The organism is Pedobacter borealis DSM 19626 (assembly GCF_000708285.2).
Lineage (GTDB): Bacteria > Bacteroidota > Bacteroidia > Sphingobacteriales > Sphingobacteriaceae > Pedobacter > Pedobacter borealis.
In genome coordinates, this window is the sequence record NZ_JAUG01000107.1 from 1 (window position 1) to 15,275 (window position 15,275).

Genomic DNA, 15,275 nt, shown 5'->3' on the forward strand with positions numbered 1-15,275 from the left:
GGATTAGGCGTAAATAAGATATGATTTTCAGCTAATAATTATCGAACTCAGGTTATATCTTACTATTTTAGAATATCTAAATAAATGTTTTACCGGCAAACTGATGTAATTAAGTTTCCATCTGTCCCCTTTTCCATTCTTAACCAGCGATTAAATTGCAAGTTCCCTTTAAATAGCACTAGTCCCGAATTTTCAAGCATGTCGAGTAATGAAATTTCGAAAGAAACCGTTCGTCCTTTTGAAAGCAGGCTTTGTTGTTTGTCATAGTAGCTGTTTTCAAAATTGTGAAAAGATTGCAGCGATTGAAAATACTGCTGACCAAATTGTTTAAATAATCCAATGTCTTCAATTTTCAACAGATAACTTTCTCCTGCTTCCGATACAACCCCCAACAAAAAGGTTTGTGGGTTTTTCATCTGGTCAACTTCATAAACATCATAAACCGCCCTGATATCCGAAGCCGAAAATATTGGAAACAAATTGCTATAATGACAATGGATAAAGCCGTCAAGTGCTTTATCCACGTCTATATTTATAGAAGCCTTATTTTGCTCACCAACTACTCTTTCATATGCATAACTGCTTTTAGAGGTTAAAAACAGAACATAACCGGTTTCATAGTTATTCATTTTTGATTCTTCATAAAGAGACTGAAATTTTGCAATAAACTCTGCATTCTCTGCAAGTTGGTTTACCTGCTCGCATGTACTTAGAGTAGGTTCTATTTGATTGTTCTCTTTTTTACAGCCTATTGCCATAAATAGAAATAGGGTTACATAAGGAAGTATATTTTTCTGTTTCATAATTGATCTGTTTGTAGATAGATTAAAGCTTTTGCCTTAATTTTATCTATTTCAAACGATGGAATTTTAATGGATTTTGTACAGATCTGTTCTGCAATTTTTCTTGCTTTATCGTGCTGCCCCGTTTTTTGGTAAAAATCTAGCAAATGCTCAAATGGCTTAAATAATTTTGGATTCATATTTGTCCCTTTTATATAGCATTGCTCTGCAAACGCATTTTTTCCAGTGGCAGCATAACACTCGGCCAACCATACATACAGCTCTACGCTATTACCATAGCGCGCCGCCCGTTTAAAAAACGGAATTGCTTTTTCATATTGACCAGCGTAGGCCAATTCTGCAGCGTAGTTAAACAGGAATGCACCATTATTTGATAATACCGGATAAAGTTGTTGAAATTTATTAAACGATGGATGTATTTCGGATAGATTCTCTGTTGCATCCCGCCACTGAAAAATCGAATAAATTCTCTGGATTGATACAAAAGCGAAGGTACAGACTACCGTCAACAAAACTGTTTTGCCTAAACGGCTAGGTTTATATTTCAATAATACCGTATCTATTGATGCTACAAAAGCTAAACAAAAATAAAATAACGAGCTAATTGCAAAATCCTGGAACGGATAGGAAAAGAGTCCGAATAAGAGTATCACAGCTATTGTCACGATAAATATCACCGTATAGTCTTGGTTATTTTTGATGCCCCGCCAAGCTGAATGCATAACTTTTATAATCAATAGTATAAAAGACAAAAAACCGATAACCCCTTGCTCAACGGCTATTTTCAGGAACTCATTAAATGCATAATAATTCATTCCAGCAATTTTAACCTCATCTGGAGTTCCTTTTCCCGAAAGGAAAAAACTGGCTTGATAATTTCCATATTCGGCAAAATAATTGCCATAACCAATCCCAAACCAAGGATGATCCAAAAACATGGAATAGCTTATTTTCCATATCAAAAACCTACCCGATACCGAAGTTGTATTCTGCTTCCAAAGGAGATACACGATCTCCAAAAATACAATCAGTAGCAACACTGCACAGGTTTTTCTATGCTTTGCAATTATGGGGACTATCTTAACTTTCAGTCGGTAAATAATAATGGTCATCGATCCGAGCAATGAAGACATGCAGGCTGTTCTGGATCTGGATAAGTATAGCGCAAATACAACCAATATGCCAATCACTATAAGTAATATTATCCTGGCTTTAGCGGTTTTGGGTTTTGTAATCAAATAGGTTATAATGGGTAATCCCAATCCTATAAAGCAACCGTAAATACCTGGATTAATAAACATTCCCCTGACCAGGTTTGCGTCCAGCCAAAATTGTAAAATGCCATATACCGCCTGGCAACCAATTATCAACAAGAATCCACTTAATAGCAATTGTATGCTTTCATTGGAAAACGGTTTTGTTATTCTCAAGGATATATAAATTAAAAAACACCCCAGTATGCTGAAAATCCGGTCGGACGGGGGGAATGGCATGGCTATGACTAGCGAACTAAAAATACTATAAAAAAAGAAAAATGCGGCAATAACATCTGTAAGCGTTATAGGTATTTGCTTTGCCAGGCCTTTTAACCCCACCAATACCAAACAACAAACCAAGAAAGAAAAAATAAAAGGGGGAAGTTCTACCGCCCAATAGCTTTGTTTGAAGCCGTATAAATTTGAGCATAATAGAAATAGTAGAATAATGGGAATCGAAACAGCTGATTCCCTGGAAACTTTTATCATGCTATGAATAATGTATTTTTTTACTGCGAAATGATTGGCATTTTAAATACCACTATCAGTCTTTATTTTCCCACGGTCCTTGTGGGGAGTGTCCTTTATCCAGTGAAGATGCCTATTTTGCTTTTTCAAAAGCTCCTTTACAAGAGCTGTACCTACAAGAACGATAACCAAAAGACCTATTAGTGACCATATATATAGTGGCCAATTTATTACATGCATGTCCATATTTTAAAATTTAAGACCAGAATATCCTCTTATTAAAATACCTAAAAAGTATAACTTCTTGCTGTCTTTAAATTTTCCTACAGGAGTAATTTCACTGGTTTGTTTATGGAAGTACTTTTTTAAAGATAAAATGGATTGAATCTCAAAATGAGATTCAATCCATTTAAACAGTTCGTTCTATTTTTTCTTTAAATACAGCGTTGCCTGTCTTATTGGTAATAACGTATCACTATTTAGTTCAAAGATGCTATGCCTTACTATTTTCAAATAATCTAAGTAAGTAATAAAGTTGTTTTTGTCTATGTATGAGCTAAAAGGATTTATATATTGATAAATAACCTTATTTTCAACATCTGAGGGTGCAGGTTTATTTATTGTCTTATTGATATAGAATAAGTATTTTTCTCTAACTGCTACAGCTTTAATAGCATTAATAGCTCCAAGATAAGATGCTCTGGATTCATCTAAAGCATTTTTACTACCCGATCTTGGATTCGGCATTTTGGATTGCGCTTCCTCATACTTATGCTTCAATTGAATAAAATTCAATATATTCTTTTTAATTGCTTCATCACTAACTTGATTTTGTGCTTTAGAATTCATGATGCAAATACAGCTTAATAATATAATTCCCAATAGTTTTTTCATGTTTTATTTTATTTAATTTTTTCTATTAACAGACCTTATTCGTATGCGTTATACTTGTATGTAAAAGTATAATTCTATTTAGTTTTTTCTATAGTAGACCCTGCTCGGATAAGTTACTCCATGATAAGTAAAAGTGTTCGCTTGAACAGAGTAGTCTGAAGGTACGTCCCTAGGGTTATGAACGTAAACCCCTTGTTGTCCCCATTTACTTGTCGCTTCAGTACAATTCCCATCAGCATCAACTCCTGTAACTAAAGCAGAATGAGAGGGTTCTACTTGTCCAGTGCTTGGATTAACTTGGTAATAAATTATCCTATCACCAACTTGATTAGGATCTGAAAACCCTAGGGTATGATAGCCAGTTGTATGGTTAAGAGGCGCATTATTCCAGTTTGGTAAATTTGCAATATATCCTGGGTCGCTTGAGCTAGGGGGACCCCAAACATAAGTATGACAGTTATATACAGTTTCGCTATAAATTATATTGTGATTGGCATCATACTGAATCAAAGTTTCTGGAGCAATAGGGAGATGAGGATCTCCAATTTCATGGTACACCCACTCGTAAACAGGGTGTCCTCCCTCAGAAGAAAGCGGTAAATCTTCATCGCCCATCAACACAATTGTTTTTTTGTGTCTTTGGGCAGTAATTGGTGGCTCTTTTTTGCATGATGAAAAAGACATCAAAGCGATTAAGATGATTAATAAGTGGTGGTTTTTAACTTTCATATTTACTTTATATTGGTTATTGTTAACGGTATTGGTGTGGTTAATGACGTTGGAGATATATCTCGTTTCTTTTTTTGAATGGCGCAGTTTGGATCCCATATTTCAAATACCATTAGGCACTTAATGGATAAATTCTCAAATTACCTCCCTTTATTTTTAATTCCTAGTGAGGCTAATTTTTCAATACATAGGGAGGTATCGCATTCGTTGCGGACAATGTATACTTGTTCTGCACGAAAATGCAGTAGCGCACTATTTTCAAATATTCCACATAAGTTAAGTCGTTTTTGCTACGCCCTGTATCCAAAAGGTTTGCATTTCGGTATTTTATACTGTTGACACCTGATTGACCAGCTGTTTTTATGGTCTTGTTTAAATAGGCTAAATAATTTGACCTAACGGCCTTTGATTTAATAGAATTAACTGCTGCTGTATAAGATGCAAGAGCTGCCCTACATTCATCTACCTCGCTCCTTCTGGTTAATCTTGAATTCAACATGTTTGACAGCGCCCCTTCATACTTGAGTTTTAATTCATGTATGTTCAGTAAATTGTTTTTAATTGTTTCATCATTGATTGTGGTTTGCGCACTTGACTGCAGCATACAAATACTGCTTAGTAATAAAATTCCGAGTAGTTTTTTCATTTTTGATTGCGTGATAATTGTTTATAGTTATGTTATAGTTTATTCTGATATTCCGTCTACCACCAGACCTGTACATTGTTTTCATAGGTAAAAATCCGTTCCTCCTTACCCTCTGTCCAATTCCGGAGTAAGAGCAAAGCTCCCTTTGGCACCTGCTTGTATTCCAACTCTCCATTTGCATTGAAAATTCCGCTACCTATGGATACCCAATTGTCTTTCCAATAAAAAAGTTCATAATTCATGTTTGTCCGGATGGCATTACCATCATTTCTGGGGATGTAACCAACCTCAGTGATTTCAATACTTTTCCCTAAATCCATTCCGATCCACTCATCGTTATAATCGTCCAGGTTTCGGGTATAGATATAGTTATCTAAATTCCCATCGAATGCGATTTTCAAATCAGTGGGCTTTACTTTAGCAGAAGACATTAGCTTTCCCATTAATGGATTGTTATCTTGATCCTTGCTGTAAAAAGAAATTTCTGCCAGCGAACCATAACTATATTTAGGAAAGATATACCGCAGATATTGGAAAGGACGTGGATTGAGGATTTTAACAAGTTTTACTTTTGGATTAACTGGTTCAGGAATAGTATATAACTTTTCTGCATCTGAAAAATCAGATTTATTTGCTCCTTCAAAAATCCCATTGGCCATTAAGTATATCCATTGCATTTTTATAGAAGACAAAGGATATTTTCGCGTTAAGGTTATCGCTTCTGTCTCTTTACTTGGTTGTAAGACCTGGATGCTTTTTTTCTTATCTAACCGGATTGGTGGCGAAATTGGCTGTTGAGCTCCAGCTTCGTTAAACACGACGGGTAGATACACGGCTCCCAATCCCATGTCTTTAAATATTGCTTCATTATTTTTTAATATTCCCTTGTAAACCGGTTTCCAGTTACGATTATCAAAAACACATAGATATACCTCGTCATTTGTCCTTACCTGCCCTGGCTTTAATGAAATTTTTATATCGCTTACCTGTATATGTTGATTGCTCACATCTATAATAAAGCGGTCAAAATTGGGCGATATAGTCTGTGACTCCACATCTTCGGCCAAAAAAGCATCATCCTGTATCGCATATACATTTCGATATATTTTAGGTGCAACCTCATTAATAATTTTATATTTATATGGATGATGCTCACCTCCCAAAAAAGCAATGAATTTTCCGTCTTTACCTAAAACAGAACTAAACTCATGCCCCATGCTCCTAGTTGCCCAACGGGGAATCTGCTCTAAAACCACGGGAATGCCCATAGCGCGCATGGCAAAATTAGCCATCCCCGCTTGATCCAAACATTTACCCATTAGTCCATTGAGCAAGTTTTTCGGTCCTAATGCCGCAGGACTTTCATACATCTTATCATTAAAAACAAAGATCTTTTTCAGTTCTTGATTAACCAGTTCGCAAGCTTTTATAGGGTCATTGCTTTTGCCCATAGAATCTAAAAGCCAACTGAACTTTTTCATGAACATTGGCCTCCAAGACTCTAAAGGCTCATTATAAAAACGGTACGGCAATACATACAGACAGAATTCAGCAAATTTTAGATGTTTCGACCAAGGTAATGCCCATGCCTTAAAAGCATAATCAATATTTTCGATTAGCAAATCGGCAGAAATGACTTTTGCGTCGAACACATTGTTAGTGAATGGTTTATTTCTTTTATCATCGGCTTTAAGAGAATCCCATACAGCATCGAACTTTTTTATATAAAAACCATCGAACTTTTCCTTTGCGGTTTTTCTTGATCCGGCAACATAATTTATATAAGCTTCTATAACTTTAGGTTTATTCCCCGAATAAGTAAAATGCCCAGTCATGTTCCCAATGAGAAAATAAGCAGCCTTTAATTTCAAACTGTCTTTCTTGCTTTGCGAATAATGTTGGATTACTTTATTGAGCTCAGGAGCATTCTTACCAGAAAATTTTATAGCAATATCAAACTTCTGTTTGATGCTGAGCAATTTCTGTTGACCTACTGCCAAGAGCGTTAAAAAATTAAGAATAAGCAGAATGGAATATCTCCTAGTCATTTCCCATGTTTTTGATTTAATCTAGAATTGTTCTTACCATAGTTGCACTTCCGTAGAAAAACAATAAATTTCTACTAGACGCAACTCCGAATCACAATCACCAGCGAGCGTTATTTTTCATTTCGTTATGCTGCATAATTACAGCGGGTACTCCAAAAGACATCAATATGTATCAATTTCTTTTCTTGCCACGAAAATATTCCGCGTCAGTGCCATCTGATAGCACCGTAACAATATCCAGGAGAACAAAAACACAATCAACTGATTATGAGACTGTTTTTTTTCTTGATCAAGCAATCTGTCGTTTATCATTTTGTGGATAGTCGAAATCCTCATGTGCTATTACCCTACAGGCACATGCAAAGAAATACTCATCTTTGAAAAAAGCATTTGCCAATCCATGGATAAGAATTAAATATCATTTTTCTGAATAAATTCAGCTTTTACTGTAAAAACACCGGATTTCTTGTAAGAATAGCTGTTTCTGCTTCGTTCAAATTGAATCTCAGCCCCCCTATCCCTCATAAATTCCAACCACCTACTTATTGTTCGTTCACTTACGTTAAACTTTTCGGCTAGTACTTTCCTCGAACCCGTTTTTGAGGTTCGGATTAAATAATCTAATTTTTCTAATCTAAAAATTGTTTCAATCATTTGAGCGTTGTTTATGCCAATTCATCAGAATTTGACACATAGTTTTATAATAAAAAGTTAATTAAGGACAATTATTCATATAAAATCAACTCATATTAAGCAATGAGCGCACAAGGCAACATGACTAAATGGAGCTGATAAACGAATATTACGGATTAGGCTTACCAGATAATAGAGCTGTTTCTCAAGCATTATCCTGCTTTTAACCTAATCCGCGTTTTACGCTAATCCGTGTATTTTTCCCTCAGAGGAAACTTTCGAAAAAAAATAAAAAAATGAAGTATTGATTTTTCATCGCATTTACTTGCAAATGGGCTAAGTTTTAGATCTGTCATTGAGAGCTTCATATAGGTACGTCTGAATGAAAGGTGCTAACCCCTAAAAAAAAATAAAAAAAATTATGGACGAAGGGAGATCGGCTTTCTATTTTACTAAAAGCCAGACTTAAATATGTCCAAAGCCCAATTAAATCTTATTGCCGATAAGTTAAGCGTTTCCACTGCGTTGTTAACAGGACAATTAGAAATAGACTAGGGATGGACCAAGCGATTAGCAATTGATTATATGTGTTGTTCCCAACGAATATCTTGTCTCTTTGCATGAAAGAATATCAATAAAAATTAGAAACCATAATGTCTTGATCACAAAAAAAGAACCTTATAATCAGTTGATTATATTTTTATTCTTCTTATATCATTACGGCGCTATCAGATGGCACTGATGCGGAATAATTTTGATAATGTGAAAGTTATCGACTTTCGCTAAAAAAAATCATTAAAAACAAAAATATGAAGTTTAAAATTTACGTTCTAACCGCTATTACATTAGCTGTTATTTTCTTTTCAGGATGTAAAAAAGAAGAAGTTGAATCTCTTGCTAAAAACAGGAAAACAATTGTACTGATGGGCGCGGAGGATGGCGGTGGCGGGGGCGGGGGTGACGACGGTGAAACCCCTATTTCAGGCCCCTACAATGCGGCTAATTATGATCTATCATTAGCATCGGCTAGCAATATAAGCGTAAATGTCCAAGCACCTTTTCCACCAGATACGCTACATAAAGTTGATATCGTAGATAAGCGAAGTATACAGAGGCCTCTATCAGATCTTATGTTTTCATTTAAGTATTATAGAGCCAACCCGACAACAATTTCTGATTTTAATTTTATTTCTGCTACTATTGCGTTCGATTACAGTTTAGCAGAGACGACGAGTGTTACAAGTATTGTCCATAGTCAGAACACAATAAATATACGCTTTAAAATGAAACAAAGTTTTTTGTATGACGGCTTTCCTTATTCAAATGTCTATTGGGTCTTTGTGAATTATAATTATTATTCAGAGTCAGCTACAGTGTCATACAGCAAAATCTGATAGAATCATTTCGAAATGTAATCAATTTATACACTTTGTGATTTTAATAAAAAATTAATATGAATAATCCGAAATACGATAAGAAAGCAGAAATAAATTATATAAGGGCATGGACATTGATAATTACCCGCTTACTTGCAGGCCTATTTCTTATTCTAGTTTTAATATCTTTCTTGACACCATTGGTGGATTGGATTACATCGCCAATGCGGGCAAAATCCACTAGGGCGTCTTATCTTACAATGCTGAAAAAATCTTCGCCAGCTGAATATGAGATTTTTTTGAAATCCGAAGGTTACAAGAAATTTATGGCGTTTACATCAGAAGACTCTGTTATATATTTTTATCAATTTGATCCCAGTTCTCCCATATTTAACAAAGAGGGGTTAAAAAAAGTACCTGCGCGATAGTAGTTTTAAAGTAATTCAGTCAGCTTTTTTGTATAGGTCTTACTCCAGATTTCCTAAAAAGAAAAGCGGTAGTCCATTTATTTCGACAGGAACTGCTAAGAAATGTGCTAAAAAAATGGATGGAACAATAAATTTGGACCACTAAAGTAGATATGACTTCTTCTAAATCGGTTTACAGTATCGGGTAAACAACAAGTAGATTAGGATGAGAAGGTGAGCGCCTTACATCCCGCGAAAACCAGAGCGCGTTAATTTAAATTGGGGTAATCATTAAATTGATTATCCCTTTTTTTTGCATTAGATCAATACCTACCCTTACCAGGATCATAAGCATCCGCATCATCAAACTTCTTATTCAGCCTCTCCCACAAAACCTCCAGAAAATGCGTCCTGCTCAACCGTTTTCGAGAACTGAGATCATCAAAACCCCGCTTGGGGAGCCCAAGATCAATCTCAAAGCACCTGCCCATCCGCTCAAAAAACTCCGTAATCCCCACCTTACCGTTATCAAAAAAATAAACGAACAAACAAAAGAGTCCTAATCCCAACACCGGAACAGCCATCATCCCACACCCATACTAAAACCAATAATTCACCGTTAAAAAATAGTATCCGTTCCGATAGGACAATATTAATCCGCTTAAAGCAGCGAGAGGTTGATCTGTGACACAATCGATCACCTATGCAAAATTTAAACAGCTTTACGGACTTTAGCCTACCTGATACACAGGGAAAACAGGTCTCCCTCTCCTCGATGAAGGATAAGGTGGTCATCCTGGATTTCTGGTACACTGGATGCAGCAACTGTGTCAAGCTTAAAAAAGCCATGGAACCTATATATAACCAGTTCTACGCAAATGAACATGTGCGTTTCGTCAGCATCATCATTGACCAGGACCGCAGCGGATGGCTAAACAGCGTGAAGGGCGGCAGTTATACCAATCCAGAGGACATCAACCTATATACCGCGGGAGAGGGCGCCAAACACCCCGTGATCCGGGACAACCTGATCTCTGGCTATCCGACACTGTATGTACTGAAAAATGAAAAAACACATTCTTCTAGCACACCCAAGCTCGGGACCCCAGCGGGAAGAGCAGCATTCAGCCAGCTCATCCTGGATGCCATCTTAAAATAAAAAACTGGCCGCTGGAAATCCAGCGGCCAGTTTTTTATCTATTTACCCATTTGAAATTATTGCGCTAGTACGCCTACATTCCTTGCCTAAATAGGCCCCCGCATCGCCTGAACCAAATGGAGCTTGGGCAACAGCTTTTGAATCCGTCCAGCGGCGATTTTCATTCCTTTATAGCTTAAGCAGAAAAATTCTTCTGGCAACAATATGGATACAAAACACAAAAGGAGCTGAAGATCTACTCTGTCAATGGTAGATTCCCGTTATCAACATCTAAAAATACATAGTTATAATTTGATCACCTTTACCACCTTTATCTGTTTACCCTGTTGAACTTCCACCAAATACATTCCGGCAGCGAGCCCGCTTCCAAAGGCCATCGATTCGTTCACTGCCATTCTCGCCTGTTTAACCAGTTGCTGGCCTACACTACTATACACCCTGAGCTGCAGTGTTTCATTGCTAGGGCTAACTACCTGCACATTAAATTCAGATGTACTTGGATTCGGCCAAGCCGTAACATTTAATGTTAACTCCGACCCAACGGTACTTCCGAGCCCAGCATTTAATACTCCAATATTCTGTGAAACCGGTCCCTGATTTAATGCCAGTTCCGGCCGGTTGTCCGCGGCCTCACGTGAATTAAAGTTTACATTGTTTCCCGTTCCCTGTGCCCCCTCATTGACCAGTCTAAAAGAAACGATTTTTTTACCAATAGCCAATTGACTATTGACATATGCTGTTACATCCAGTTCATACCATTTGCGGCTTATATTGGTAATGGTGTATTTACCAAGCAGCATACCAGTTTCCGTCGGTTGGTTATTCCAGGTAATTGTATCCTCTCCCCAGGTTGTATTAGAAATGCCGTATACGGATACAAACCGTAGTGGATCGGCATTGGTACGGGAAGCATATACCCTGAGTTTCGCACTGTTTACCGTTGAGCCTACATAGGAGGTATAATCGAACCGCAGATAAGATTCCCTAAAATAGGATCTGTCGCCGCTATTCACTTCCAAAATGGCCAATCCTCCGTTATTGGTATTGGCAAAGGCACCATCCCGTACAAATGCATCCGCTACTGGATTAACAGTTAAGGGCTGTGGCACGCTGTTTACTACAATACCGACTACGGCAGACGTCGAACGCTCTCCTGAATTATCGGTTGCTCTTGCCGTAAGGGAATAGGATCCTGGCGCAACATTCTTCCATGTAAAACTAAAGGGTGCGCCTATGGATTCTCCCAACAGGGTACTGCCCTGATAAAACTCCACTTTGGTAACCGTGCCGTCACTATCTGAAGCATCGGCGTTAATTGTAATGTTCGAGCCCGCTGCAAATGTAGAACTGTTTGCCGGTGCGGTAATGGATACCGTTGGCGCAGCGTTAATGGCAACATTTACAACTGCAGACACTGTGCTTCCTCCATTATTGTCTGTCGCTTTTGCCGTAAGTGCATAAGTTCCGGCAGCCACGGTATTCCAGATAAAACTGTACGGTGCACTTGTTGATTGACCCAACAGGGTACTGCCCTGATAAAATTCTACTTTGGCAACTGTTCCGTCACTATCTGAAGCATCGGCCTTAATTGTAATGTTCGAGCCCGCTACAAATGTAGAACTGTTTGCCGGTGCGGTAATGGATACTGTTGGCGTAGCGTTAATGGTAACATTTACAACTGCAGACAAAGTGCTTCCCCCATTATTGTCTGTCGCTTTTGCTGTAAGTGCATATGTGCCAACAGCAGGACTGTTCCATATAAAACTGTACGGTGCACTTGTTGATTGACCCAACAGGATACTGCCCTGATAAAATTCTACTTTGGCAACTGTTCCGTCACTATCCGAAGCATTGGCATTGACCGTAACATTAGCACCCGCTGTTAATACCGTGTTGTTTACCGGCGAACTGATGGCTACTGCTGGCAATTTATTGATGATCACTTTAACTGTATCTGATGCGGTTATTGCTCCAGTATTATCAGTTGCCTTTGCCGTAAGGGTATAGGCCCCAGCAGCTGGATTATTCCATACAAAACTATATGGCGCAGCTGTTGATTGTCCCAATAGGGTACTGCCTTGATAAAACTCTACTTTGGTGATTGTTCCATCGGAATCGGCTGCATTGGCGTTAATTGTAATGTTCGAACCTGTTACAAATACCGCATTATTTGTAGGCGAAGTAATAGCTACAGTTGGAGGCACATTGCTCACATCTACAGCAGGATAAACCAATATTCTTGAACCATCAACTCCAATGGCATATACACTGGTAGAACCAGTACCGTATTGAACCGTTGTTTTTGTATTAGCCAAAGTCGGATATCCTGCACCATAAATAGCTACATCGGTAAGTACTTTTTGATTATACGTTTCAAAAGCAACTACATTAGTCCATTTGGCATGGTCGATAGTTAAGGTACCTGAATTAACAGTAACGCCAACGCCTGTAGCTCCTGTCATAGGTGTAAAATTCTTGTAGGTGTTTAGGCTATTTAACGAAATATAATTCAAAACCGGAGATGCAGGTTTTGAATACCCTTTGGCTTGTATCGAGGCAATAAAGGTATCGATCATTGCCTGGGTAATGGTGATGTGTTGTACTCCATAATCATCAATATCCTTATCAATCGGCAAAAGGAAACCACTCTTTACAAAAAAATCAGTCAAGTCTTCATGTACGGCATCGCAGGTAGCATCTATAAAGTTGAGTACCAATTGGCCATTACTTAAGCCTGATTGGCTAGTGGTACGCATTCTCTCTAAAACATCAGCATACCAATAGGCAACATCTGGCTGTCCAGCCGGAGCGGGGGTACCATTTTCCCTTTGCAGTAAGGTTGGTAAATTTTTTCCTCCTCCACCAAGCTGATAATACAATTCCAATTGCCAGAAAGGCACTAAGGTCATAAATACGTTTCCTTGATCCTGTATATGTTTTTTCTGTACGAGGCTATTGTTAAATAAAGAACCAAACAAACCACCAGTTAAACCTGGGACGCCAGCTTTAGGTGAGTCACCAGCATCATCTATACGACTTCCACCCCCTAAAGTATATACTACCCATGCGGAATTGATATTATTGGTTACCTCTGTTGTACCTACCCATTTGGCGCCAGGTCTAACCTGATTATTATGGCCTAGTTCGTGGGCAATTCCCCAGTTAGCTAAAACACTTGAAGCCGAAGCAATGCCACCCCAGCCCAAATCTAAATGGACACCATCTCCACCTGCGTACCATCCTCCACCATCATCTGCACTTCGAACAAACATATGATTTTTAGGTACTCTATTATATTTGAACAAACCGTTTTGCGTATATTCTATATGTACAATTGCATCATAAGCTGCTATTAACTCTTTTCCACTAGCATGTGAATTTGCAAAAAGAGCCGATTTATCGAAATTTAAATTAACATAGGTCCCTTTAATATCCAATTTCGGATACACACCGTTAAGTAGCATTTTAGACCACTCCGCATCAGTATCTGTTAAAGGATCATAATATCCATTTACACCACCTGTAGCAATGTTAATTTGTATTGGCTGTAAATCAGTCCTATTACTAAAATAACCAATATACCCCTGGCCATTGTGCGCTATATTGATAATATTTATGCCTTTCTGTAAAGGATAAGTGTCTACAGTGGCATGATCATTAAGTATAAAATCTTTAACAACCAAGTTTGGATTTACGCCATAGGTATCTCCAACAAAAACTATTGCTTTTGTATTTTCCTTAAAAGCTATACCTGTTGGGTTTTCAACTCGATTTAGTCCATTTGATTTTAAAATACCTTCAACTGTACCGGGGTTTGGATAAAAATCATACGTCTGCACTCGGTATTTATAGTTGTAGGTATTGTTAAAAATACACTGCGCTAAAGATTTAAAAAATGGTGAAGTAATGCCATCAATATCGGCTTGGATTACCCCAGGTTTTAAAGTTGAATGTAGATCATTTGCAAAAATATTAGTATATAAATTGCCTCCACTACTTTGCTGATAGAATTGCATCTCGGCACAACTGGCATAATTATTTCTTCCAGTAAGCACTTTAACAACAATCTGGGTTACATTAGTTAAAGCAGATGGAAAGTTAATTTGATATAAAGATGAGCCAAAACCATTATTAAAGTCCATTAATTTGGTAAGGGTAGTATTAGTGGTAGTTTTATACCAAATTTCGCCCGTCCCAAAAAGACCATTTTGGCCACCATCTTGTCTCGGTATATAATTGATATAATTAACAGTTGGGTTACCCGTAAAATTATAGGTTAAACTAATCGGGAATCCTCCACCGCTATAGCTAGAATGATATAAGGTAGCCGTGTTGTTATCGTAGGTACGTGAGATGTCCTCACTGCTACTATTTGCCGCAGGACTAACACTTGCACTTGAGATTGGTAGTTTAACATCCCCATATCCAATAAAATTTTCGGCACTAGGGTTATCGCAATCTACAGAAGTTGGTAATGTTCCCGTTTCTGCCGAAGAGAAATTAATTTCGGCACAACTAGAAAAATTTCCTCCAGCTGCTCTAATTACAAACCGAACGATGCCAGGTTTTACTATGGGACTGGCCGTCATATCAATTGTTTTTACGGTATTGGTTAGTGTCCATGTAATATTCGTTAATTTGCTTACAAAAACACTTGGTGCATCTGCAGTAGCATAATAAACATCAACAGTTGTCCAAATACCATTTGTTTGGCTCTGCCTAGGCGTATAATCAATTTTGTTAATACTTTTGGCACCATTAAAGTAAAAATCAACCGTATCCGGCATGGCATTTAGAGTCCAATTAGAGTGATACATGGTCGTCAGATTACCATCGAAGGCTTTGGTAATTTCATT

13 protein-coding genes are annotated in these 15,275 nt (G+C 37.7%); 4 read left to right on the forward strand and 9 right to left on the reverse strand.

The window, feature by feature from the left end; genetic code table 11:
* Nucleotides 1–89: 89 nt before the first annotated feature.
* Both AW17_RS20705 and AW17_RS23885 read right to left on the reverse strand, forming a co-directional pair.
* Nucleotides 90–803, reverse strand: coding sequence for a hypothetical protein (locus AW17_RS20705; RefSeq protein ID WP_029279654.1), 714 nt, complete (start codon nucleotides 801–803; stop codon nucleotides 90–92).
* On the reverse strand, nucleotides 800–1,936 hold the full coding sequence (locus tag AW17_RS23885) for an O-antigen ligase family protein (RefSeq protein ID WP_245235115.1): 1,137 nt from the start codon (nucleotides 1,934–1,936) through the stop codon (nucleotides 800–802). Before AW17_RS23885 ends, AW17_RS20705 begins: the two co-directional genes overlap by 4 nt.
* On the opposite strand from AW17_RS23885, the gene AW17_RS25020 reads away from it, so the two are divergent.
* Complete coding sequence (locus AW17_RS25020; protein ID WP_245235116.1) at nucleotides 1,908–2,045, forward strand: hypothetical protein; 138 nt, start codon at nucleotides 1,908–1,910, stop codon at nucleotides 2,043–2,045. The two genes, AW17_RS23885 and AW17_RS25020, sit on opposite strands and share 29 nt — an antisense overlap.
* A gap of 905 nt (nucleotides 2,046–2,950) precedes the next feature.
* Here AW17_RS25020 and AW17_RS20720 read toward each other — a convergent pair.
* The 5 genes from AW17_RS20720 to AW17_RS20740 form a co-directional block, all read right to left on the reverse strand.
* The gene (locus AW17_RS20720) at nucleotides 2,951–3,421 is read right to left on the reverse strand and encodes a hypothetical protein (protein WP_157280381.1); all 471 of its coding nucleotides are present in this window, start codon (nucleotides 3,419–3,421) and stop codon (nucleotides 2,951–2,953) included.
* 78 nt (nucleotides 3,422–3,499) lie between these two features.
* The gene (locus AW17_RS20725; protein ID WP_029279662.1) at nucleotides 3,500–4,249 is read right to left on the reverse strand and encodes a hypothetical protein; all 750 of its coding nucleotides are present in this window, start codon (nucleotides 4,247–4,249) and stop codon (nucleotides 3,500–3,502) included.
* A 73-nt stretch (nucleotides 4,250–4,322) separates the two neighbouring features.
* Nucleotides 4,323–4,796, reverse strand: coding sequence for a hypothetical protein (locus AW17_RS20730; RefSeq protein WP_157280382.1), 474 nt, complete (start codon nucleotides 4,794–4,796; stop codon nucleotides 4,323–4,325).
* 56 nt (nucleotides 4,797–4,852) lie between these two features.
* Nucleotides 4,853–6,844, reverse strand: a complete 1,992-nt coding sequence (locus AW17_RS20735; protein WP_157280383.1) for a discoidin domain-containing protein — start codon at nucleotides 6,842–6,844, stop codon at nucleotides 4,853–4,855.
* 411 nt (nucleotides 6,845–7,255) lie between these two features.
* On the reverse strand, nucleotides 7,256–7,498 hold the full coding sequence (locus AW17_RS20740; RefSeq protein ID WP_051692011.1) for an HTH domain-containing protein: 243 nt from the start codon (nucleotides 7,496–7,498) through the stop codon (nucleotides 7,256–7,258).
* A gap of 788 nt (nucleotides 7,499–8,286) precedes the next feature.
* Here AW17_RS20740 and AW17_RS20745 point away from each other — a divergent pair.
* The gene (locus AW17_RS20745; protein ID WP_029279670.1) at nucleotides 8,287–8,871 is read left to right on the forward strand and encodes a hypothetical protein; all 585 of its coding nucleotides are present in this window, start codon (nucleotides 8,287–8,289) and stop codon (nucleotides 8,869–8,871) included.
* 59 nt (nucleotides 8,872–8,930) lie between these two features.
* Nucleotides 8,931–9,281, forward strand: coding sequence for a hypothetical protein (locus tag AW17_RS20750; RefSeq protein ID WP_029279672.1), 351 nt, complete (start codon nucleotides 8,931–8,933; stop codon nucleotides 9,279–9,281).
* 302 nt (nucleotides 9,282–9,583) lie between these two features.
* On the opposite strand, the gene AW17_RS25430 is transcribed toward AW17_RS20750, so the two are convergent.
* Nucleotides 9,584–9,847, reverse strand: coding sequence for an RteC domain-containing protein (locus AW17_RS25430; protein WP_029279674.1), 264 nt, complete (start codon nucleotides 9,845–9,847; stop codon nucleotides 9,584–9,586).
* Nucleotides 9,848–9,963: 116 nt separating this feature from the next.
* Between AW17_RS25430 and AW17_RS20760 the strand changes: the two genes are divergently transcribed.
* Nucleotides 9,964–10,419, forward strand: coding sequence for a TlpA family protein disulfide reductase (locus AW17_RS20760; RefSeq protein WP_029279676.1), 456 nt, complete (start codon nucleotides 9,964–9,966; stop codon nucleotides 10,417–10,419).
* Nucleotides 10,420–10,703: 284 nt separating this feature from the next.
* Here the strand turns inward: AW17_RS20760 and AW17_RS20765 are convergent, their stop codons facing one another.
* A complete protein-coding gene (locus tag AW17_RS20765; protein ID WP_342422666.1) occupies nucleotides 10,704–15,269 on the reverse strand; it encodes an Ig-like domain-containing protein in 4,566 nt (1,521 codons plus the stop codon).
* Nucleotides 15,270–15,275 lie beyond the last annotated feature (6 nt).

Bases quoted from the DNA above. Each gene is read 5' to 3' on its own strand.
- AW17_RS25020 (WP_245235116.1), top strand. From the start codon at position 1,908: ATGGTCATCGATCCGAGCAATGAAGACATGCAGGCTGTTCTGGATCTG.
- AW17_RS20745 (WP_029279670.1), top strand. From the start codon at position 8,287: ATGAAGTTTAAAATTTACGTTCTAACCGCTATTACATTAGCTGTTATT.
- AW17_RS20725 (WP_029279662.1), bottom strand. From the start codon at position 4,249: ATGGGATCCAAACTGCGCCATTCAAAAAAAGAAACGAGATATATCTCC.
- AW17_RS20740 (WP_051692011.1), bottom strand. From the start codon at position 7,498: ATGATTGAAACAATTTTTAGATTAGAAAAATTAGATTATTTAATCCGA.
- AW17_RS20730 (WP_157280382.1), bottom strand. From the start codon at position 4,796: ATGAAAAAACTACTCGGAATTTTATTACTAAGCAGTATTTGTATGCTG.
- AW17_RS20705 (WP_029279654.1), bottom strand. From the start codon at position 803: ATGAAACAGAAAAATATACTTCCTTATGTAACCCTATTTCTATTTATG.
- AW17_RS20750 (WP_029279672.1), top strand. From the start codon at position 8,931: ATGAATAATCCGAAATACGATAAGAAAGCAGAAATAAATTATATAAGG.
- AW17_RS20735 (WP_157280383.1), bottom strand. From the start codon at position 6,844: ATGACTAGGAGATATTCCATTCTGCTTATTCTTAATTTTTTAACGCTC.
- AW17_RS20720 (WP_157280381.1), bottom strand. From the start codon at position 3,421: ATGAAAAAACTATTGGGAATTATATTATTAAGCTGTATTTGCATCATG.
- AW17_RS20760 (WP_029279676.1), top strand. From the start codon at position 9,964: ATGCAAAATTTAAACAGCTTTACGGACTTTAGCCTACCTGATACACAG.
- AW17_RS25430 (WP_029279674.1), bottom strand. From the start codon at position 9,847: ATGATGGCTGTTCCGGTGTTGGGATTAGGACTCTTTTGTTTGTTCGTT.
- AW17_RS23885 (WP_245235115.1), bottom strand. From the start codon at position 1,936: ATGTCTTCATTGCTCGGATCGATGACCATTATTATTTACCGACTGAAA.